The sequence below is a fragment of the Ralstonia pickettii genome (assembly GCF_030582395.1).
Lineage (GTDB): Bacteria > Pseudomonadota > Gammaproteobacteria > Burkholderiales > Burkholderiaceae > Ralstonia > Ralstonia pickettii_D.
Genome location: NZ_CP104381.1, coordinates 1,238,572 through 1,258,687 on the forward strand (window position 1 = coordinate 1,238,572; position 20,116 = coordinate 1,258,687).

Genomic DNA, 20,116 nt, shown 5'->3' on the forward strand with positions numbered 1-20,116 from the left:
CGTAAAAGCTGGCGACGTGCGCCGAACCCATACATTACACGATTACACGAACCGGCGTGTATTGGGAGCACTGTCGGCGCGGATGCTGCTGATATAGTACCGAGGCCTCCGTTTTCAACCGATTCGACCGTTGATTGTGGCTATCGCGCCGATAGCCGCGGGTCTTCGCTTCCCGATAAGTCGCCATATTCCACGCATGCAGACGCTTGCCTTCGCGCCTGGCCCAGCATTCCTTTCCCATGCCGCCGACGCTGCGTGGCATTTTGTGGATGCGCATGCGCAATCTTCGGGTAGCGCCACGATCGTTGTGCCGACAGCCGCGCAGATTCCCGGCGTGCGCGGTGCTCTGCATGCGAGTGCACAAGCGGCCGGCACGCCGCGTTTGCTCCCCCGCATTCTGACGCTCGGGCATTGGCTGCTCGATCTGCCGCCCGAAGCGGGTGTGTCCGCCACGCGCACGCCGCTGTCGCGACTGCTCGCGGTGCAGCAGGCGCTCAAGACGCAGGCATGGCTGCGTGAAGCGCTCGGCGCGCAAGACGATGCCGCTCTGTGGGGCGTGGCGCAGGTGCTTGTGACGGTGTCGGATGAGTTGTCGCAACGCTGGCTGACCCTCGATGCCGCCCACAGCGGCGCAGATGGGCGGGCTGACGAGCTGGAGTCGGCGTTGGCCGAGGCGTTGGAGCGCACCTACGCGCAATTGTCCGAACGCTTTCTCGGTACCGAATCGCGCATTGTGTTGACGTTCTGGCGGTTGCTTTCCGGCGCGGCGGACCCGATTCCGATGCGATTGCGGGCCATGCGGCGCCTGCTCGACGAACTGGACGGACCGATCGTGTGGATGAGCCCGACGGATCCCGAGGCGGTCGATCTGGATTTCCTGCAGCGCGCCGCCGAGCGGGTGCCGGTGTTGAGCATCGGCTACGACTGGAATGCGCCTGAAAGCGGCACGTCCGCGGCGCCTTCCACACACGCGGATTTCCGCAATCTGCTGCTGCACGCCTGGCCCGAATGCGCCACGCCCGCCCAGGCGGCGGACGATGCTGCCGCCGCGCAATTGCCCGCGCCAATCCTGCGCATTGCAGGCGCTGCACGTTTTGAAGACGAGGCAGCCTTCGCCGCGCATACGCTGGTCGATTGGCTGAATGCCGGGCGCCGCTCGTTGGCGCTGGTGGCACAGGATCGCATCGTCGCGCGGCGCGTTCGCGCGTTGCTGGCGCGCGTGAACGTGCCGGTGCGCGATGAGACCGGCTGGAAGCTTTCCACGACGCGCGCCGCTGCGGCACTTATGCGCTGGGTCGACGTGGTGCAGGGCGACGGCGATACCGCGGCGTTGCTCGATCTCATCAAGAGCCCGTTCTGTTTGCGCGATGCCGATGCCGATGCCGATGCCGGCACGGCCACGCCTGCCTGGGTAGCAGAACTGGAGCGCCGGGTGCGCCGGCATAACGTTTCAGGTGGATGGGGGCGATTGCGCCGGCTGGTTACCGATCGCCCTGCGAGTGATGCCGAGGGCGAAGCAAAGGTCAGCCGCCTTGCCGATCGTCTGGGCGTGCTGGCCGACGAAGCGGCGCTGTGGCGCCGGGCCGGCAGCGCCACGCTCGACGCGTGGGTAGCGCTGTTGGCAGGCACGCTCGATCGTCTGCATATGCGCGCTGGGTTGCAGAACGACGATGCGGGCCGCCAACTGCTGGACTGGATTGACCGGCTGCGTACGTCCATACATGGCAGCACCGATGCGGGCGCGCGTTTCTCCCTGACGGAATGGCGCGCGTTGCTCTCGATGCTGCTCGAATCTGCGGTCTTCAGTGAGCCTTCACCGCCAGCGGACCGGCGTGTTGTCATCCTGCCGCTGAATGGCGCGCGCATGCGGCGTTTTGATGGCGTGGTGGTGGTGGGTTGTGACGATGCGCAATTGCCGTCTGCGCAGCCCGAATGGCTGTTCTTTTCTAACGACGTGCGGCGCGAACTCGGTTTGCCCGACCGCGCACAGCGCTTTGCGCAGCAGGCTCGTGACTTGGCCGAGGTGCTCCTCAATCAGCCCGAGGTGGTGTTGACCTGGCAACGCCACGGCGGACGTGGCGAGCCGCATCGCCTTTCCGGCTGGCTTGAACGCTTGCAACGGCGTTTGGCGGTGAGCGGCGTGCGTATCGATACGTCAGTCACGTTGCCCAGTTTGCAGACCACGAGCCAGCCCACCGACATGCCCGCGCCCGCAGCGCCGACGCTGGTGCCGTCCACGCTGAGCGCGGCCGCATACAACAGTCTGCGGCGCTGTCCATACCAGTTCTTCGTCGGTCGCATGCTGCGGCTGGGCGAGCTGGAAGAAGTTTCCGATGAACTGGAGAAACGCGACATCGGCGAGATCCTGCACGCGATCCTGCATCGTTTTCACCGCCAGTTGCTGGAAACGCCGATGCACGATCCGGCCGATCGTCTGAGTCTGCTGCAGACCATTACCGACGAACAGTTCGGCCCGCTGTTGGCCGAGGACGGCAACGCGTTGCGCTTCTATCGGCGCTGGCTCGGTGTGATGCCGTCGTACCTGGCGTGGCAGGCCGCTCGCGAAGCGGATGGCTGGCGCTTTGAGGCAGGTGAAGTCGATGTCGATACGTCCATCACATTGCCCGACGAGCGCGCGCTGCGCTTACGCGGCCGGATCGACCGCATTGATGTGCACGACGAACACGGCGTGGCGGTGCTCGATTACAAGACGCAGTCGCAAATGGCGCTGGTGCGTCGCGCCAAGACGCCGTTTGAGGATTGCCAGCTTCCGTTTTACGGCGTCCTCGATGCGCGTGCAGATTCGGGCGGGTGGGTTTCGCTCGACGGCGAGGCCCGCGGCGACAAGCGCGACGTTGCATTGCCCGATTTCACGCAAGTCGTCGATTGGTTGATCGAGCAGATGCAAAAGGACATGACGGCCCTCGCTGCCGGTGCGCCCCTGCCGGCGTTCGGTGATGAATCGGCGTGCCGCTACTGCGCGGCGCGTGGCCTATGCCGCAAGGGGTATTGGACCGAAGGCGCACCGCGCGAGCCGGAGGGCGCGGCATGAGCGATCACGCTTACGAACGCGACGGTGCTGCCGTCTCGCCCGAGGCCTTCTCGCGCGCTGCGTGCGACCCGCAGCGCTCCGTCGTGGTGGAAGCGTGCGCGGGCAGCGGCAAGACGTGGCTGCTGGTCACGCGCATGTTGCGTTTGCTGCTGGCCGGTGCCGCGCCGTCGGACATTCTCGCCATCACGTTTACGCGCAAGGCTGCCGAAGAGATGCGCCAGCGCTTGCTCGACATCCTCGCCCAACTGGCCGGCGCCGACGATGAAGGTGTCGTTCGCGAGCTGATCGCGCGTACGGTGGACGAGCGCGATGCGCCGGCGCTGATTGAAACGGCGCGTGGGCTGTATGCGCGCGTGCTGGAATCGCCATCGCGCATGGCGATTGATACGTTCCATGGCTGGTTTGGGTCGTTGCTGCGCGGCGCGCCGCTGTCGTCTGGCGTCCAGCAGGGCGCCTCGCTGCGTGAAGATGCCGGGCGGCTGCGGCGCGAAGCCTGGGCGCCTTTCTGGCGCGGCTTGCTCGCCGAAGATCACGCTGACTTGCGCGCCGCGTATGAAGCGCTTGCCGATTTGGTCGGCGATTTCCAGGCCGGTCGCCTGCTCGACGCCATGTTCCATCAGCGCAGCGATTGGTGGGCCTACAAGACGCAGGCGGGCGGTCGTCCGCTGGATGCCCTGGACGAACTGCTCGGCGACGATGCGACCGTCGATCCTCTGATCGAAGCGCTGCAGGATGCGGCATCGCTGGCCGATATGCTGCGCGTGTCCGGCTGGCTTGGGCAGGGCGGTGCTGCCGAAGGCAAGCGCGCGGTGGCCATCGAATCGGCGGTCACTGCTGCGCGCGGCATGGATGTGTCGGACGAGGCTGCTCGCGCGCAAGCGTTTGAGGCGCTGTTCGCCGCGTTCCACACGCAGGCCGGCAAAGCACGCGCCTGCAAGCCGACCAAGGCGCTCATCAAAGCCATCGGCGACGAGCACGCGCAAACGCTGGTGACCTTGCACACCACGCTTTGCGAAACTCTGACGGCGTTTCAGGCGCGTCGCCAGGAGGCCCGCGTGCGCGCCGTCAACGCTGCATTGTTTGCGCTGGGCGATGCACTCATCGACCGCTATCAGGCGTACAAGCGCCAGGCGCGCGCGATGGATTTCACCGATCTCGAATGGGAAGCGGCGCGCTTGATGCAGCAAGACGATACGGCCGCTTACCTGCAGGTGCGGCTCGACGCGCGCTACAAGCATCTGCTGCTCGATGAGTTTCAGGATACGAATCCGATGCAGTGGCGCATCCTGCAGGGCTGGCTGGCCGGTTATGCCGGCACCGGCACGCAGCCAAGCGTGTTCCTCGTGGGCGATCCGAAGCAATCGATCTACCGGTTCCGGCGCGCCGATGCCCGGCTGTTCGACGCTGCGCGCGAAATGCTGGTTGCAGAATTCAATGCGACCGTGCTGCGTACCAATCGCACGCGTCGCAACGCGCCGGCCGTGCTGGAGTGGGTCAATGCCGTGTTCCTGCAAGCGCGGGCGCGCGGCGACTATCCGATCTACGCCGAGCAAAGCACCGCCGTGGACGCACCCACGGGGCAGGCGCTGCTGTTGCCGCTGGTGCCGGTGTCCGAAGCCGAGCAGGCTGACGAAGCCGCGCCTCGCGATACCCTCACCGAACCGCGCGAAGAAGCCGGCGATTCGCAGCGCTATGCCGAGGGCCGCCAAGTGGCGGCTTGCCTGCGCGCATTGCACGCCAATGAGCGCATTCGCGAAGGCGGCGTCGAGCGCGCCGTGCGGTGGAGCGATTTCCAACTGCTTGTCCGCCGCAAACGCTATCTCGCCGATTACGAACGTGCGCTGCGCGATGCCGGCGTGCCGTATCTGAGCCCGCGCCGCGGCGGCCTGCTGGCTACGCTTGAAGCGCTTGATCTATGCGCGCTGCTCGATTTCCTGATGACGCCGCAGGCGGATTTGTCGCTTGCGCATGTGCTGCGCAGCCCCGTTTTCGCCGCCTCGGACGAGCACCTCATCGCACTGGCGCAGTTTGGCGAGGGCGCGGCCGCATTGACATGGTGGGAGCGCCTGACCGCGCTGGCCGGCCACGCGGATGGGTCGGACACCTTGCGCTACGCGCATCGCATGCTGTCGCGCTGGCTGGCGGTGGCCCCCACGCTGCCCGTGCACGATCTGCTCGATTACATCGTCTACACCGGCGAACTCAAGCGCCGCTATGCCGAGCGCGCACCGGCCGCGAACCGCGATCAGGTGCTCGCCAACCTGGATGCGTTCTTGAAGCTCGCGCTCGATCTGGACGGTGGCCGGTATCCGAGCCTGCCGAAGTTCATGGCGGAGCTGCGCGCCATCCGCCAGGGCGACGAGGACGAAAGCCCCGACGAAGGCGTGCAGGGCGACACAGAGGCGCCGGATACTATTGATGCCGAAGTCGCCAGCGAGGGTCTTGATGCCGTGCAGATACTGACCGTGCATGCCTCCAAGGGGCTGGAAGCGCCGTTCGTCGTGCTGCTCGACAGCCACCACAGCGACGCGCGCGTCGATACGGCTGGGATCCTGATCGACTGGCCACCCGGCGCGCCGGCACCCGCGCATTTTTCGGCGTTTGGCAAGACGTCCGAGCGTGGCCTCGCGCGCGAGCTTCTCTTCAAGCAAGAAAATGCGCTTGCCGAGCGCGAAAACTGGAACCTGCTCTACGTGGCGATGACGCGTGCGCGGCAAGCACTGATCGTTTCCGGCGTGGCGAACAAGCGCGATGCCACGGCAGCCCAATCTCTGGATGAAGGCGATGCGCCCGAGGTGGACGGCACGGCCAGCTGGTACACACTGCTGGCCTCGGCAGGAGTGGCGTCACCCGCTGCAATGCTGGATGACGTAGCCGACTCGGTCTCGAGTGCAGCGGGGCACGAGGTTGTCTCGTATCACGATTTTCGCGCGCCGCTGACTGTAACGGTGCGTGTGGGGGCGGCCGGCGCGCCTGCCGAAGGCGCTGCCGATATCGTCTTCGACCAAGGCGCCGTCGCTCAGGGCGAATTGCTGCATGCAGTGCTCGAGCGCCTGACACGCCGCGGCTTGCCGAAACAAGCGCCCGACGCCGAGACGATCGCGCGATGGTTCGGCGCGACCGGCGTCACGCAAGCCGATGCCACACGCGCCGCTGACGCTGTGCGCCGGATGCTCTCTGCCGAGGCGCTGGCGCATGTCTTCGACCCTGCGCGCTTCGACGCCGCTCATAACGAGATCGAACTTTTCGGTCGCGACGGTGCGCTGTTGCGCATCGATCGCCTGATCGAACGTGGCAACGAGGTCCTCGTGGTCGACTACAAGCTGCGCTTGCTGCCGGGCGAACGTGCCGCCTATGCCGATCAGCTGCGCGGCTATGTGGCCGCCGTCACGCCGATGTATCCGGGGCGCACCGTGCGCGCGGGCGTGGCGACTGCGCAGGGGGAATGGTTCGATCTGGATGCATTGCCCAGGCCGGTGCAGGCGTCACACGACGACAGCCAGGGCGCGCTGTTCTGACGCGGGCAGCATAGACAAGAGGGGAAGGGTGATGCGGAAGAGAGAAGAGAAGGGGGACGAGCCTGACCCTCGGCACTGGCGGAAAACGGCTGTGGCTGCTTCGTTCCCGACCTGACCAGGTTGACCGCGCCACCATGCGAGGAGGCCCGTCCGACCGCCATTGTAACCGACTCCCACGTCCCCACCTGAATATCCTTGCAATTCGCTCGGCGCGCATGGCGGTTGACCCCTCCGAAACCGCGTCGGAAATCCACCTCGCTTTGCTACAATCCGCCGCATGAGTTATCAAGTGCTCGCCCGCAAGTGGCGCCCTCGCGATTTCACCACGCTGGTCGGTCAGGAACACGTGGTGAAAGCGCTCACGCATGCGCTCGAACAGCAGCGCCTGCACCACGCATACCTGTTCACAGGCACGCGCGGTGTCGGCAAGACGACGCTGTCGCGCATCCTGGCCAAATCGCTCAATTGCGTCGGCGCGGATGGGCGGGGCGGCATTACCGCACAGCCGTGCGGCGTGTGCCGCGCCTGTACCGAGATCGATGCCGGGCGCTTTGTCGATTACATCGAGATGGATGCCGCCTCCAACCGCGGCGTCGACGAGATGGCGCAACTGCTGGACCGCGCGATCTACGCACCCACAAGCGGCCGCTTCAAGGTCTACATGATCGACGAAGTGCACATGCTGACCAACCACGCCTTCAACGCGATGCTGAAGACGCTGGAAGAGCCGCCCGAGCACGTCAAGTTCATTCTGGCGACCACCGATCCGCAGAAAATTCCGGTGACGGTGCTGTCGCGCTGCCTGCAGTTCAACCTCAAGCAGATGCCGCCGGGGCACATCGTGTCCCACCTCGATCGCATCCTTGGCGAAGAGGGCATCGCTCACGAGCCGAACGCGCTGCGTCTGCTCGCGGCCGCGGCGCAGGGCTCGATGCGCGATGCACTGTCGCTGACTGACCAGGCCATCGCGTATAGCGCCGGCGAGGTCAGCGAAGCAGCCGTCCGCGGCATGCTCGGCGCGATTGATCAAAGCTTCCTCGTGCGTCTGCTCGATGCGCTGGCCGACGAGAATGGCGCCGCGCTTGTCGAGATTGCCGACGAGATGGCCGGGCGTAGTCTGAGCTTCTCGGGCGCGCTGCAGGATCTGGCTTCGCTGCTGCAGAAGATTGCGCTGGCGCAGGTTGTGCCCGCTGCTGTGCAGGACGACTGGCCCGAGGCCGACGACGTACGCCGGCTTGCCGAGCGATTCGACGCGCAGTCGGTGCAGCTGTTCTATCAGTTTGCCAATCTGGGCCGCAACGAACTGGCGCTTGCACCGGATGAATACGCGGGCTTCACGATGACAGTGCTGCGTATGTTGGCGTTCCAGCCGGGACATTCCGGTGGGGACGCCGCGCCGCCTTCGGGCGGTGGCGGCGGCAAGCGCGCGATGCCGCTGGCTGCATCGCCAGCCGCATCGACGCGTCCGGCGGTTACGGCGACGGCGCCTGTGGCGGCGCCGGTTGCTCGGGTTGCGCCGGTGGCCGTGCGTCCGGAGCCGGTGGTCGAGGCGCCGCGAGCGACTGATCAGGCGACTCCGCCAGCGCCCGCGCCCGTTGCGGCGGTTTCAGATACGCAGGCTGCGGCCCCCGCACGTCGCTCGCCGGCAATGGAAGCGTTGGCCGCTGCGCGTCAGGCGTCAAGCCGTGGCCGTGGTGGCGCCTCTGCGCCCGCCGCTACACCGGTTGCCGCTCCCGTCGCTCGTCCCGCTGCTCCCATTGCAGCAGGCCCACGTCCGAATACGGCTGCGGCGACTGCTGCCGTGGTGTCACCGCCGCAGCGCCGTGAACAACCGGCTGCAGTCGCAGTGCCCGCCGATGACGGCCCGCCACCCTGGGACGAAATGCCGGGCGAGTTTGCTTCGCCGTCACTTGAGGAGATGGACGCCGCCTTTGCCGGCTGGGATGCCGCTTCGGGCGTGCGTCCCGGTGCGCCTGAACCGGCAACAGGTTCAGCACCGATCGAGGCCCCCGCAGCCGCACCCGTGCCGGTCAAGACGATTGCCCCCGAGCCGGTAGCCGCTGCTACGCCGCCTGATCTGAGCACCAGCAGTCTTGCCACGTTCGACGGCAATTGGCCGGCGCTGGCAGCGAGCCTGCCGATCCGCGGTCTGGCTCAGCAGCTGGCTTACCAGAGCGAGTTGGCGGCTGTGGAAGGTGCCACGATACGATTGCGTGTACCGTTGCCTCCGCTGACTGATGCGAGCGTCGTCGAGCGTCTGGAAGCCGCACTGACGGAACACTTCGGCACGCCCGTTCGTGTGGCGTGCGATATCGGACCTGCACGCGCCACCGCGGCGGCCGTCGACGCCGAGCAGCGCGCCGAGCGCCAGCGCAATGCCGAAGATGCCATCGCCACCAACCCCTTTGTGCAGGCGCTGGTTCGGGACTTTGCCGCGCAGGTCGTGCCTGGGTCGATCCAACCGCACGCGCACTGAACCGCATTCCAAGACTGAACATTGAACACCGGCGCGCGCATCTGAGTGGCGCGCCTTGCATGACCCATTTCAAGGAGCAACGACCATGATGAAAGGCCAGATCGCCGGGCTGATGAAGCAGGCCCAGCAGATGCAGGAGAACATGAAGAAGGCGCAGGAGCAGCTCGCCCTGATCGAGGTGGAAGGCGTGTCCGGCGCGGGCCTCGTGAAAGTGGTGATGACCTGCAAGAACGACGTGAAGCGTGTGTCGATCGACCCGAGCCTGCTGGCCGAAGGCGAAGACAAGGATCTGCTTGAAGACCTGATCGCCGCAGCGTTCAACGATGCCGTGCGCAAGGCCGAGGCCACCACGCAAGAGAAGATGGGCTCGCTCACTTCCGGCCTGGGCGGTATGGCGAGCATGTTGCCGCCTGGCTTCAAGCTGCCGTTCTAAGCGACGCTCATCTGGATCGCGCCATGGTGCTGGAATCCGCGCTGCTGCACGTCAGGCCCGGCCAGGAAGCTGCCTTCGAGGCCGCCTTCGGCGAGGCTCGCCACATCATTGGTGCGATGCGTGGCTTCGTTTCGCTGTCGCTGTCACGGTGCATGGAAAAGGCGAGCGATTATCTGCTGCTGGTGCAGTGGCGGACGCTGGAAGATCACACCATCGGCTTTCGGCAATCGCCCGAATACCAGCGCTGGCGCGCGTTGTTGCATCACTTTTATGATCCGATGCCCGAAGTGCTGCACCATACGACGATTCTGGAGCATGCATGATGCGTAACGCCCCGGGTACGCCGTCGGCGCTGCAGATGCTGGTTGACGCCTTGCGCGTGCTGCCGGGCGTCGGCCCCAAGTCTGCCCAGCGGATGGCGTATCACCTCATGCAGCATGACCGCGAAGGCGCCGCGCAACTGGCGCGGGCACTGTCGGAGGCGACGGAATCGATCCAGCACTGCAGCCGCTGCAATACCTTTACCGAGCAGGATGTTTGCGAGACCTGCCTTGACACGCGCCGTGACGCTTCGGTCCTGTGCGTGGTGGAAACGCCGGCTGATCAGATGATGATCGAGCAGACGCTGACCTATCGCGGCCAATACTTCGTGCTGATGGGGCGGCTCTCGCCGCTGGACAACATCGGCCCCAAAGAGATTCACCTTGAACGCTTGCTGGCCCGTGCGACCGATCCTGCGTTGGGCGGACCGTGCACCGAGGTCATTCTCGCAACCAACTTCACCAGCGAAGGTGAGGCGACGGCCCATTACATTGGCGAGATGTTGAAGGCGCGCGGCATCAAGGCGACGCGTCTTGCGCGTGGCGTGCCGGTAGGCGGGGAGCTGGAATACGTGGACGCGGGTACCATCGCTCGCGCCGTACTGGACCGGCGCCAACTCTGATCTTCCGCAGTTGCTTAGAATTCGGCGTGGACGCGTGCCCCGACGATCGATACCGGGCCGCGATCCCGGTTGTACGCGGGATGGACGACATACTGGTAGTTCAGTCCGAGCGTGAGGTGCTTGATGGCTGCCCAGTTGTAGTACAGCTCGGCGATGCGTTCGGTGCCGTAGTTGAGCGCGCCATCACCAATCAATACGCCCATGCCGCCGGCCGCGAAATATTGGCGTGCCGCGCGCGACAGGCCGTTCACCACCACGGCGGCACCGAACGTGTCGTTCGGGCGCCCCCAACGATTGCCCTTAAGCGAGAACCCGGCCGACACTGACTGGTTGATATCGGTGAACTCGTATGTTTCCTTGCTGCCGTCGTTCATGCTGGCCCGCGCAAAGACGCCCAGGTCGGAGGTGATTTCCTGCTCCAGGTTCAAGGCAACGCCGGGGCGCCAGGCGAGGCGCCGCACGAGGCCCGTGTCCGGCGTGTCGCCCGTCTGTTGGGCGAGGCTGACCGCATCGCCATAGCCACCCATGCGGCCACGTGTTGCAAAGGCAAGCAGCTTGATCTTGCCCGGGCGGCCGAACCAATCGTGGCGCGCTTCAAATTCGCCCACCCACTGGTACTGCTTCCACGTGGTGTCGATCGTGACACTGTTGGGTACCACCGAAAGCGCGAAGAGTCCGCCGCGCAGCGACCACCACGATTGCGTCCATTCCACCGCCAGACCATGCGTGTAGCCCCAGGCGTCCGCTGCATAGTCGAATGCGCCGGCATCGATCACCGCCCAGTTCAGGAAATCGCCGCGCGGGTCGTGCGCGTACGTGTTCGTGTCGAATATGTCTACCACCGAGAACTTGCCGACGGTGATGGTGAGGTTGTCCGCCGAGCGGCTGCCGGCAAGCTGGTTGGGGGCTGACTCTACTGCTTGTTGCTCGCCGCCGAGATTGATGACCTGCCGTAGGAACAAGCGCGGCAGCTTGCGGTAGGGAGCATTGTTGCCGATCTTGTAGGCCTCTCCGCTTGAAAAGCCGGCCAGACCGACCGTATTGCTAAGTCCAAAACCTTGGTCGATTTCCGGGTTCGCGTACAGCTCGGCACCCTTCCACAGGCGCAGGCCGAGGTAGAGCGTGACGTCGACCGTCTCCTTGGTGTTGTTGTCAGGCGTGAGGCTATTGGTGCCGCTGTACGGCGAGCGGAACGACGGATGCCATTGCGTCACGTTGGTGAACTGTCCATGCACGTTCCATCGCTCCGGCTCAGGGATGTCCGCGGCGGGCGTTTCCGCGCCAGCCGCCAGCGCAGCGCTTTGCAGACTCAATGCGAGCATGAAGGCGGCCATCGCTTGTTTTGCGGCGCCCATCAGAGAGATTGAGATTGGACGGCGGGGGATCACGTGAAGAGGCAGCGAGGGCATGAATTACGACAAAGAGGGCAACCGCTAGAATCCTGGCTGGTGCAGGCGGGATGAGGCAAAAAACCGCGCCATCCTAAGCGCCAGGTCATGACTTGCCGATGAAAATTGTAACGATTCGCATTAACCTGTCGCGTTTCCCCAACTCCGCCGAATTATCCGCATCATGAATCTCGCCCGCTTCGATCTCGTCACCCTTGGCCTCTTCGTGGCGGTGGCTCGGCTGGGCAGCATCTCTGCCGGAGCGCGGCAATCACATTTGGCTGTGGCCGCTGCAAGCAAGCGGATTTCCGATCTGGAAGCCGCCGTGGGCGCACCGTTGCTGTATCGCCATGCCGCCGGCGTGGAACTGACTGAGGCAGGTCAGGCGTGCTTCCGTCACGCCGTGGGCATCTTGCAGGACGTTGAACGTATGGCCGGTGCGCTGTCCGACTTCGCCGCCGGCACGCGCGGGCTGGTGCGCGTGTGGGCCAATACCTCGTCGATCACACAATTCCTGGCTGACGACCTGGCCGCCTTCATGCTGGCCAATCCGGCGATCCGCATCGCGCTGGAAGAGCAGGACAGCGGCGATATCGTTGCCGCGCTGCGCGAGAACCGGGCAGACCTTGGGATCTTCGCGGCCGGTACGCCGTGTGAAGGGCTGCAATCGTTCGACTACCGCGAGGACGATCTCGCCATGGTCACGCCCCGCGGGCATCCGTTGGCCGCGCGCAAGCAGGTTCATTTCGTCGACGCCTTGGACTTCGATTTCGTCAGCCTGCCGCCGGGCACGTCGCTCGCCGCGCAACTGGTCGACGAGAGCTTGCGTCTGGGCAAGCCGTTGCGCCTGCGCATCCAGGTGCGCAGCTTTGAAGCCGTCTGCCGGATGGTGGCCTCCGGCCTGGGCGTGGGCGTGTTGCCGCGCATCGCCGCACAAAGCCATGTATCGAGCCTGCCGGGCGCCGGTCTGGCGCTCGTGGCGCTCCAAGACGAATGGGCGCATCGCCGGCTGCTGGTGGGCGTGCGTGACCCCGATGCGCTGACCAGCTCCGCTCGCCTGTTGATGACGCATCTGCTTGGCAACTCCGCCGTACTCTGAATTCAACGCTCTCCCACTCCATACGACCATGCCGACACAGGTTTTGCAGGACATCCGCGTGCTCGAACTCGGGCAACTGATTGCCGGGCCGTTTGCAGCGAAGACGCTCGCCGACTTTGGCGCACAGGTCATCAAGATCGAGCCGCCGGGGCAGGGCGACCCGCTGCGCAAATGGCGGATGCTGCACGAGGGCACATCAGTCTGGTGGGAGGCGCAGTCGCGCAACAAACAGTCGGTCTGTGTCGACCTGCGGGTGCCGCAAGGGCAGGAAGTCGTACGCAAGCTGGCGGCCGAAGCCGATGTCCTGATCGAAAACTTCCGGCCCGGCACGATGGAAAAGTGGGGGCTCTCGTACGAGGCGCTTTCGGCGGTGAATCCGAAGCTCATCATGTTGCGCGTGTCAGGCTATGGCCAGACGGGGCCCAAACGCGATGAGCCCGGCTTTGCGGCCATTGCCGAAGCCATGGCCGGCCTGCGCTATTTGACCGGTGAGCCGGGGCGCCCGCCTGCCCGGGCCGGGCTGTCGCTCGGCGACACCATCGCCGGTTTGCATGGCGCGTTGGGCGTGCTACTGGCGCTGTACGAACGCGATGCGCGCGGCGGCAAGGGGCAGGTGATCGACGTGGCGTTGTATGAATCCGTGTTCAACCTGACGGAGAGCCTGCTGCCAGAGTATTCGGTGTTCGGCGCAATCCGCCAGCCGGCGGGCGGGGCGCTGCCGGGCATCGCACCGTCGAATGCCTACCGCTGCGCCGGTGGCGAATACGTTCTGATTGCCGCCAACGGCGACAACATCTTCCGCCGCCTGATGCAACACATGGGCCGGCAAGATCTGGCGGACGATCCTGGCCTGGCCCGCAACGACGGCCGCGCGGCACGGGCAGAGGAAATCGACGCAGCTATCAATGCCTGGACGAGCACGCTACCCATCGCTGATGTTCTGACCGCGCTGCATGCGGCCGAAGTGCCCAGCGGCCCGATCTACACCATCGCCGACATCGCCGCCGACCCGCACTACCGCGCGCGCGGCGTGATCGAAACCGTGCGCGCGCAGTCGGGCATCGAGGTCGAGATGCCGGGCGTGGTGCCCAAGCTTTCCGCCACACCCGGCGCCGTGCAGGCGAGCGCGCCGCGCCTTGGCCAGCACACGCGGGACGTTCTGCGCGGCCACGGCCTGACCGATGCGCAGATCGACGCGCTGGTTTCGCAAGGCATCGTGGCCGAAGCCAAGCGCTAAAGAGCTAGGACGATCCCGCATGTCGTGTTGGAAATCGTTGCGGTAATATCGCCGCCAAGGCAGTGAAAGCCAAAGAACAGGAGACAGGCATGGGGACACGAGTCATGGGGCGCTGGGCAAAATGGATAGGCGCAGCACTGTGCGCGACGAGCCTGCTGACTGCCAGCCCCGCTGTTCTGGCGCAGGGCAAACCTGAAAAGAGCAAGGTCACCATCGCGGTGGGAGGCAAGGCCCTGTTCTATTACCTGCCGCTGACAATTGCCGAGCGCCTGGGCTACTTCAAGGACGAAGGCCTGGACGTTGAAATCGTCGACTTTGCCGGCGGCGCAAAAGCGCTGCAGGCCGTGGTCGGCGGCAGCGCCGACGTGGTGAGCGGCGCGTACGAGCACACCCTGGTGCTGCAGGCCAAGGGCCAGATGTACCAGGAGTTCTTGCTCCAAGGGCGTGCCCCGCAAATTGTGCTGGCGGTCAACAACAAGACGATGCCCAACTACAAGTCGATCGCCGATTTGAAAGGCAAGAAGATCGGCGTGACGGCTCCCGGTTCGTCGACCAACATCATGGTCAACTACGTTTTGGCGCGCGCCGGCATCAAGCCGAACGAAGTGTCGATCATTGGCGTGGGCCCGAGCAGCGGAGCGATTGCCGCCGTGCGTGCTGGTCAGATCGACGCCCTGGCGAACCTGGATCCCGTGATGTCGATGTTGACGCAGAAGAATGAAGTCCGCGTGGTATCGGACACTCGCACGCTGGCCGATACGAAGGCAGTATTTGGCGGCAACATGCCGGCCGGCTGCCTGTATGCCTCCACCGCGTTCATCCAGAAGAATCCGAACACGACGCAGGCCATGACCAACGCCATGGTGCGCGCGCTCAAGTGGTTGCAGAAGGCGGGCCCCTCCGACATCGTCAAGACGGTGCCGGAAGCCTATCTGTTGGGCGATCGTGCGCTGTATCTGGCGGCGTGGGAAAAGGTGCGGGAGGCCATCTCTCCGGATGGGACGATGCCGGCCGACGGCCCTGCCACGGCATTGCGCACGCTGTCGGAATTTGATGCGGAAGTGAAGGGCAAGCAGATCAAGCTCGACCAGACCTTCACCAATGCCTTCGTGCAGAAGGCCAACGCCAAGTACAAGTAGTTTCCACAGGCTTTCAGCAACGCGCCCGGTTCCGCCCGGGCGCATTGCTTTTGGACCGCAGACCATGCCACATCCCGCGCTTTCGTTCGATCAGATCACCTGCACGTTCATCTCGCCCGATACGCCGGGCCAGCGCTACACCGCTGTGCAAAACACCTCGCTGGAAGTACAGGCCGGCGAGTTCGTTTCCGTGGTGGGCCCGACCGGCTGCGGCAAATCTACGTTGCTGAATCTGGCGGCGGGCCTGCTGCAGCCGTCTTCCGGGCAGGTGCGGGTGTTTGGCGAGCCGCTGCTCGGCATCAATCGTCGGGCCGGCTACATGTTCCAGGCCGAGGCCCTTATGCCGTGGCGTAGCGCGCTCGACAACGTGATGGCCGGGCTGGAGTTTCGAGGCATGCCCGACAAGGAGGCGCGTGACCTTGCCATGTCGTGGCTCGCGCGCGTCGGGCTGGCGGGCTTTGAAGACCGCTATCCGCATCAGCTTTCCGGCGGCATGCGCAAACGGGTGAGCCTGGCGCAAACGCTGGTGCTCGACCCAGACATCATCCTCATGGACGAGCCGTTCTCAGCGCTCGACATCCAGACGCGCCAGCTGATGGAGAACGAGGTGCTCGATCTCTGGGCCGCAAAGCGTAAGGCGGTGCTGTTCATCACCCACGATCTGGACGAAGCCATTGCCATGAGCGACCGCGTGGTCGTTCTGGCCGCCGGCCCCGGCACTCACCCGATCGGCGAATTCAAGATCGACCTGCCGCGCCCGCGCGACGTGGCCGAGATTCGTGATCAGGCCGGCTTTGTCGACCTCCATTCGCGCATTTGGGATGTACTGCGTGAAGAAGTGCTCAAGGGCTATGCGCAGCACCGGCGCGTGGCTTGACCTGAATCTGATCGATTGCATCCATGGCTAACCGTCCGCTTTCTCCATTCGCGCTGCGCACCTGGCAGCTTGGCCTGCTGGTCGTCACGTTGGGCGTGTGGCACTTCGCCACGCGCTCGCAGGAAGTTGCGTTCTTCTTCGGAGAACCGCTCATCGTTGCCCAGCGCATCTGGGCATGGTTCGTCACTGAGGGCGATATCTACCAACACCTTGCCGTGACGCTGGCCGAGACCGTGCTGGCATTTGCCATCGGCACGGCCACCGGCCTGGGCGCAGGCCTGTGGCTGGCGCTGAGCCCGGCGGCCTCGGCGGTGCTTGACCCGTACATCAAGGCGGCCAACTCGATGCCGCGCGTGATCCTGGCGCCGATCTTCGGCGTGTGGTTCGGGTTGGGAATCTGGTCAAAGGTCGCCCTGGCGGTGACGCTGGTGTTCTTCATCGTCTTCTTCAACGTCTACCAGGGCGTGAAGGAGGTGAGTCCGGTCGTGCTGGCCAATGCGCGCATGCTGGGCGCATCGCAGCGACAATTGCTGCGGTTTGTCTACCTGCCGAGCGCGACGAGCTGGGTGTTCTCATCGCTGCACACGTCGGTGGGCCTGGCGTTCGTGGGGGCGGTGGTGGGCGAATACCTCGGCTCAGCGCGCGGTGTCGGTTACTTGATCCTCCAGGCCGAAGGGACGTTCGACATCAACACTGTCTTTGCGGGCATCGTCGTGCTGACGGTATTTGCGCTCGTGCTGGACCGGCTCGTCGGCTTGATGGAAAAACGCCTGATGCGCTGGCAACCGAAGAGCGGCGAGACCGAAAAGCTCTGAGCGGGCGAGCCGACAATGCGAACGTCACATCGACCCTGCCCAGAGCAGGGTCATGCAACTAGACGGTCGGTCTACTACAATGGAACCCATCATGAGCAAGCACCCCGAACCCGTCACCGCTGAAGGCGCTGAAGCCCGGCACGACACCCGCGATCGCATCCTGGAAGCCGGTGCCGAGTTGATCCTCGGGCGCGGTTTTTCGGCCGTGGGGTTGGCGGAAATCCTGGGCCGTGCGCAGGTGCCTAAGGGCTCGTTCTATTACTACTTTGGGTCCAAGGAAGACTTTGGCGTTGCCATGCTGGAGCGCTATTTCCAGGACTACGATGCGGGCGTTGTCAGCCTCTTCAACGACTCGCGCCTCACCGCCCGCGAGCGGCTGCTGCGCTACTTCACGGCCTGGATCGATCTGCATGAGCGCAGCGCGTGCGAAGTCACGTGCCTCGCCGTCAAGCTTTCGGGTGAGGTGTCGGACTTGTCGGAACCAATGCGCAAGGTCTTGTCGACTGGGATGACGCGCATGGTCGAGCGCATCGCCACCGCAATCGAGGCCGGTGTCGCCGACGGCTCGTTGGCGCCTGTGCAGGACGCGCGCCAACTCGCCGAGGGTCTGTACGCCATGTGGATGGGAGGTGCGCTGCTGGCCAAGGCGCACCGCACCGTCGCTCCGTTCAAGAGTTGTGTGGCGCAAACGGAAATCCTGCTGGCCACGCGCAAACATTGATTCCGGTGCAAACCATTGCCAGCGAGGCACGTTCCTCGCTTTTTCTTTGATTCCGGTACTAGATGACCGGTCGAATAGTGTCCTTCAGGAGCTGATATGACTCAACAACTGCTGTCCCCGGTTCAGACCGGCCGTACGACCCTCGCCAATCGTGTCGTGATGGCGCCGCTTACGCGCTCGCGCGCCGGTCAGCCGGGTGACGTGCCGACCGAACTGAACGTGACGTATTACGCGCAGCGTGCAACGGCCGGCCTCATCGTTACAGAGGCCACGCAAATTTCCCGCCAAGGCCAGGGCTACGCGTGGACACCGGGCATGTACACCGACGAACAGGAAGCCGGCTGGAAGGCGGTAGTGGATGCTGTGCACGCCAAGGGCGGCCGCATCTCGCAACAGCTGTGGCACGTGGGCCGTATTTCCAACACGCTGCTGCAAGAAAACGGCCAGGCTCCCGTCGCGCCGTCTGCCATCGTCGCCAAGGGCGCGCAGAGCTTTGTTGTGCAACCCGACGGCACGCCCGCCAATGTGCCGACCAGCGAGCCACGCGCTCTCGCCACGGAAGAAATCCCCGGTGTGATCGCGCAATACCGCCAGGCGGTGCTCCGTGCGCGCCGCGCCGGTTTCGATTTCGTTGAATTCCATGCCGCCAACGGTTACCTGCTGCACCAATTCCTGTCGACCAACAGCAACCAGCGCACCGACCAATATGGCGGCTCGCTGGAAAACCGCGCCCGCCTGATCCTTGAAGTGGTCGACACCGCCATCGCCGAGATTGGCGCAGACCGCGTCGGCATCCGCCTGTCGCCGCACTTCGTGGCGCACGACATTGCCGACGAGCAAACAGAAGAGAGCGCGCTGTACCTCGCTCGCGAGCTGACCAAGCGCGGCATCGCTTACTTGCACATCGCCGAACCCGACTGGGCAGGCGGCCCCGAACTGAGCAACGATTTCCGCCGCCAACTGCGCGACGCATTCAAGGGCACGCTTATTGTGTGCGGCCAATATACGGCGGAAGAGGGCGAACAGATGATCGCCTCCGGTCTGGCCGATGCCGTTGCGTTCGGTCGCCCGTTCATCGCCAATCCTGATCTGGTGGCGCGCTTCCGTGCCGGCGCATCGCTTAACAAGCCGGATCGTGCAACGTTCTACGGCGGCCGGGAAAAGGGCTACACCGACTATCCGACGCTGGAAGAAGCGGCCTGATCACCGGTTGTGCCGAAGAAAAAAGCCGCGCAGGCGATTACCCTGCGCGGTTTTTTTTCGTTCAGCGCTGATGTTTTTAGGGCTGGATGACGACCTTGCCCGTCACCTTGCGCGCTGCCATGTCCAGCAGCGCCTGTGTCGTCTGTTCCAATGGATAGCGCGCCGAGATGTGCGGCCGGATCTTGCCTTCCTGCATCCAGCCGAGCATCTGCATCATGTTCGCCAGATTCGCCTTGGGCTCGCGGCGGGCAAATTCCCCCCAGAACACACCCACCAGCGATGCGCCTTTCAGCAACGCCAGGTTCAGCGGCATCTTCGGGATCTCACCGTTGGCAAAGCCGACTACGAGGTAGCGGCCACGCCAGGCGATCGAGCGGAATGCCGGCTCCGCGTAAATGCCTCCAACCGGGTCGTAGATCACGTCCGGGCCTTTGCCGTCGGTCAGTTCCTTGATGCGCTCGCGCAGGTCTTCGGTCGAATAGTTGATCAGCGCATCCGCGCCGTGGTCCTTGCAGACTGCCAGTTTTTCGTCGCTCGATGCAGCCGCGATCACGCGCGCGCCGATCGCCTTGCCGATCTCGATAGCCGCCAGCCCGACGCCGCCCGCCGCGCCGAGCACCAGCATCGTTTCGCCAGCCTTCAATTGCCCGCGATCGACCACTGCGTGGTGCGATGTGCCGTACGTGAGCGTAAATGCGGCGGCGGTATCGAAAGCCATGCCCGGTGGCATCGGCATGACGACCTTGGCCGATGCCTTGACCTGCGAAGCAAAGGCGCCCTGGCCAAGAAAGGCAATCACGTGGTCACCGGCCTTCAGGTGCGACACGCCTTCGCCGACCGCGTTGACCACGCCCGCGACTTCCGAACCGGGCGTGAACGGCAGCTCCGGCTTGAACTGGTACTTGTTCTGGATGATCAGCACGTCAGGAAAATTCACTCCCGCGGCCTTGACGTCGATCACGACTTCGCCGGCGCCGGGCGAGAGATCCGGCAATGTTTCGATCACCAGCGATTCGGGCGGGCCCCAGGTCTTGCAGACGACGGCTTTCATCATGTGTCTCCTCAACAGTCTTGCGTTGGATTGTTCGCCATCTCGCATGCATTGCACGCGATCTCGCGTGGCAGTGTAACCGAATAAAAGCACGGTCGTTCGATTTGGCCGGCCACGATGAATCGCGCGGCCTGTCGATGCATATTTTGTATGCGTGTAGAACG

Annotated in this window: 15 protein-coding genes and 1 other RNA gene; 13 read left to right on the top strand and 3 right to left on the bottom strand. The window is 64.6% G+C overall.

Going from position 1 to position 20,116, the window contains the following annotated elements; genetic code table 11:
• The first annotated feature begins 196 nt into the window (after positions 1-196).
• Both N5B55_RS06050 and N5B55_RS06055 read left to right on the top strand, forming a co-directional pair.
• Positions 197-3,052, top strand: a complete 2,856-nt coding sequence (locus N5B55_RS06050) for a PD-(D/E)XK nuclease family protein (RefSeq protein WP_304539496.1) — start codon at positions 197-199, stop codon at positions 3,050-3,052.
• Positions 3,049-6,570: a UvrD-helicase domain-containing protein gene (locus N5B55_RS06055; RefSeq protein ID WP_304539497.1), complete on the top strand. Its 3,522-nt coding sequence runs from the start codon at positions 3,049-3,051 to the stop codon at positions 6,568-6,570. Before N5B55_RS06050 ends, N5B55_RS06055 begins: the two co-directional genes overlap by 4 nt.
• Before the next feature lie 52 nt (positions 6,571-6,622).
• Here the strand turns inward: N5B55_RS06055 and ffs are convergent.
• Positions 6,623-6,721: signal recognition particle sRNA small type (gene ffs / locus N5B55_RS06060), an RNA gene on the bottom strand.
• Between the two features lie 126 nt (positions 6,722-6,847).
• On the opposite strand from ffs, the gene N5B55_RS06065 reads away from it, so the two are divergent.
• The 4 genes from N5B55_RS06065 (at position 6,848) to recR (ending at position 10,422) form a co-directional block, all read left to right on the top strand.
• On the top strand, positions 6,848-9,046 hold the full coding sequence (locus N5B55_RS06065; protein ID WP_304539498.1) for a DNA polymerase III subunit gamma/tau: 2,199 nt from the start codon (positions 6,848-6,850) through the stop codon (positions 9,044-9,046).
• 85 nt (positions 9,047-9,131) lie between these two features.
• On the top strand, positions 9,132-9,479 hold the full coding sequence (locus N5B55_RS06070; protein WP_009238427.1) for a YbaB/EbfC family nucleoid-associated protein: 348 nt from the start codon (positions 9,132-9,134) through the stop codon (positions 9,477-9,479).
• A gap of 23 nt (positions 9,480-9,502) precedes the next feature.
• Positions 9,503-9,802: an antibiotic biosynthesis monooxygenase family protein gene (locus tag N5B55_RS06075; RefSeq protein WP_009238426.1), complete on the top strand. Its 300-nt coding sequence runs from the start codon at positions 9,503-9,505 to the stop codon at positions 9,800-9,802.
• On the top strand, positions 9,802-10,422 hold the full coding sequence (gene recR, locus N5B55_RS06080) for a recombination mediator RecR (RefSeq protein WP_065857966.1): 621 nt from the start codon (positions 9,802-9,804) through the stop codon (positions 10,420-10,422). Before N5B55_RS06075 ends, recR begins: the two co-directional genes overlap by 1 nt.
• Positions 10,423-10,436: 14 nt before the next feature.
• Here the strand turns inward: recR and N5B55_RS06085 are convergent, their stop codons facing one another.
• Entirely contained in the window at positions 10,437-11,777 is a 1,341-nt protein-coding gene (locus N5B55_RS06085; protein ID WP_304539499.1) for a carbohydrate porin, read from the bottom strand.
• Between the two features lie 217 nt (positions 11,778-11,994).
• Between N5B55_RS06085 and N5B55_RS06090 the strand changes: the two genes are divergently transcribed.
• The 7 genes from N5B55_RS06090 to N5B55_RS06120 all read left to right on the top strand — a co-directional run bounded on the left by N5B55_RS06090 (position 11,995) and on the right by N5B55_RS06120 (position 18,901).
• Positions 11,995-12,909: a LysR substrate-binding domain-containing protein gene (locus N5B55_RS06090; protein WP_304539500.1), complete on the top strand. Its 915-nt coding sequence runs from the start codon at positions 11,995-11,997 to the stop codon at positions 12,907-12,909.
• A 28-nt stretch (positions 12,910-12,937) separates the two neighbouring features.
• Positions 12,938-14,146, top strand: coding sequence for a CaiB/BaiF CoA transferase family protein (locus tag N5B55_RS06095; RefSeq protein WP_304539501.1), 1,209 nt, complete (start codon positions 12,938-12,940; stop codon positions 14,144-14,146).
• An 89-nt stretch (positions 14,147-14,235) separates the two neighbouring features.
• Entirely contained in the window at positions 14,236-15,285 is a 1,050-nt protein-coding gene (locus N5B55_RS06100) for an ABC transporter substrate-binding protein (protein ID WP_154207341.1), read from the top strand.
• A 64-nt stretch (positions 15,286-15,349) separates the two neighbouring features.
• On the top strand, positions 15,350-16,162 hold the full coding sequence (locus N5B55_RS06105; RefSeq protein WP_065857623.1) for an ABC transporter ATP-binding protein: 813 nt from the start codon (positions 15,350-15,352) through the stop codon (positions 16,160-16,162).
• A gap of 23 nt (positions 16,163-16,185) precedes the next feature.
• Positions 16,186-16,977: an ABC transporter permease gene (locus tag N5B55_RS06110; protein WP_304539502.1), complete on the top strand. Its 792-nt coding sequence runs from the start codon at positions 16,186-16,188 to the stop codon at positions 16,975-16,977.
• A gap of 91 nt (positions 16,978-17,068) precedes the next feature.
• Entirely contained in the window at positions 17,069-17,698 is a 630-nt protein-coding gene (locus N5B55_RS06115; protein WP_304539503.1) for a TetR/AcrR family transcriptional regulator, read from the top strand.
• Between the two features lie 96 nt (positions 17,699-17,794).
• On the top strand, positions 17,795-18,901 hold the full coding sequence (locus N5B55_RS06120; RefSeq protein WP_304539504.1) for an alkene reductase: 1,107 nt from the start codon (positions 17,795-17,797) through the stop codon (positions 18,899-18,901).
• 76 nt (positions 18,902-18,977) lie between these two features.
• On the opposite strand, the gene N5B55_RS06125 is transcribed toward N5B55_RS06120, so the two are convergent.
• Positions 18,978-19,952, bottom strand: coding sequence for an NADPH:quinone oxidoreductase family protein (locus N5B55_RS06125; RefSeq protein ID WP_009238416.1), 975 nt, complete (start codon positions 19,950-19,952; stop codon positions 18,978-18,980).
• Positions 19,953-20,116 lie beyond the last annotated feature (164 nt).

Bases quoted from the DNA above. Each gene is read 5' to 3' on its own strand.
- N5B55_RS06050 (WP_304539496.1), top strand. From the start codon at position 197: ATGCAGACGCTTGCCTTCGCGCCTGGCCCAGCATTCCTTTCCCATGCC.
- N5B55_RS06055 (WP_304539497.1), top strand. From the start codon at position 3,049: ATGAGCGATCACGCTTACGAACGCGACGGTGCTGCCGTCTCGCCCGAG.
- N5B55_RS06065 (WP_304539498.1), top strand. From the start codon at position 6,848: ATGAGTTATCAAGTGCTCGCCCGCAAGTGGCGCCCTCGCGATTTCACC.
- N5B55_RS06070 (WP_009238427.1), top strand. From the start codon at position 9,132: ATGATGAAAGGCCAGATCGCCGGGCTGATGAAGCAGGCCCAGCAGATG.
- N5B55_RS06075 (WP_009238426.1), top strand. From the start codon at position 9,503: ATGGTGCTGGAATCCGCGCTGCTGCACGTCAGGCCCGGCCAGGAAGCT.
- recR (WP_065857966.1), top strand. From the start codon at position 9,802: ATGCGTAACGCCCCGGGTACGCCGTCGGCGCTGCAGATGCTGGTTGAC.
- N5B55_RS06085 (WP_304539499.1), bottom strand. From the start codon at position 11,777: ATGGGCGCCGCAAAACAAGCGATGGCCGCCTTCATGCTCGCATTGAGT.
- N5B55_RS06090 (WP_304539500.1), top strand. From the start codon at position 11,995: ATGAATCTCGCCCGCTTCGATCTCGTCACCCTTGGCCTCTTCGTGGCG.
- N5B55_RS06095 (WP_304539501.1), top strand. From the start codon at position 12,938: ATGCCGACACAGGTTTTGCAGGACATCCGCGTGCTCGAACTCGGGCAA.
- N5B55_RS06100 (WP_154207341.1), top strand. From the start codon at position 14,236: ATGGGGACACGAGTCATGGGGCGCTGGGCAAAATGGATAGGCGCAGCA.
- N5B55_RS06105 (WP_065857623.1), top strand. From the start codon at position 15,350: ATGCCACATCCCGCGCTTTCGTTCGATCAGATCACCTGCACGTTCATC.
- N5B55_RS06110 (WP_304539502.1), top strand. From the start codon at position 16,186: ATGGCTAACCGTCCGCTTTCTCCATTCGCGCTGCGCACCTGGCAGCTT.
- N5B55_RS06115 (WP_304539503.1), top strand. From the start codon at position 17,069: ATGAGCAAGCACCCCGAACCCGTCACCGCTGAAGGCGCTGAAGCCCGG.
- N5B55_RS06120 (WP_304539504.1), top strand. From the start codon at position 17,795: ATGACTCAACAACTGCTGTCCCCGGTTCAGACCGGCCGTACGACCCTC.
- N5B55_RS06125 (WP_009238416.1), bottom strand. From the start codon at position 19,952: ATGAAAGCCGTCGTCTGCAAGACCTGGGGCCCGCCCGAATCGCTGGTG.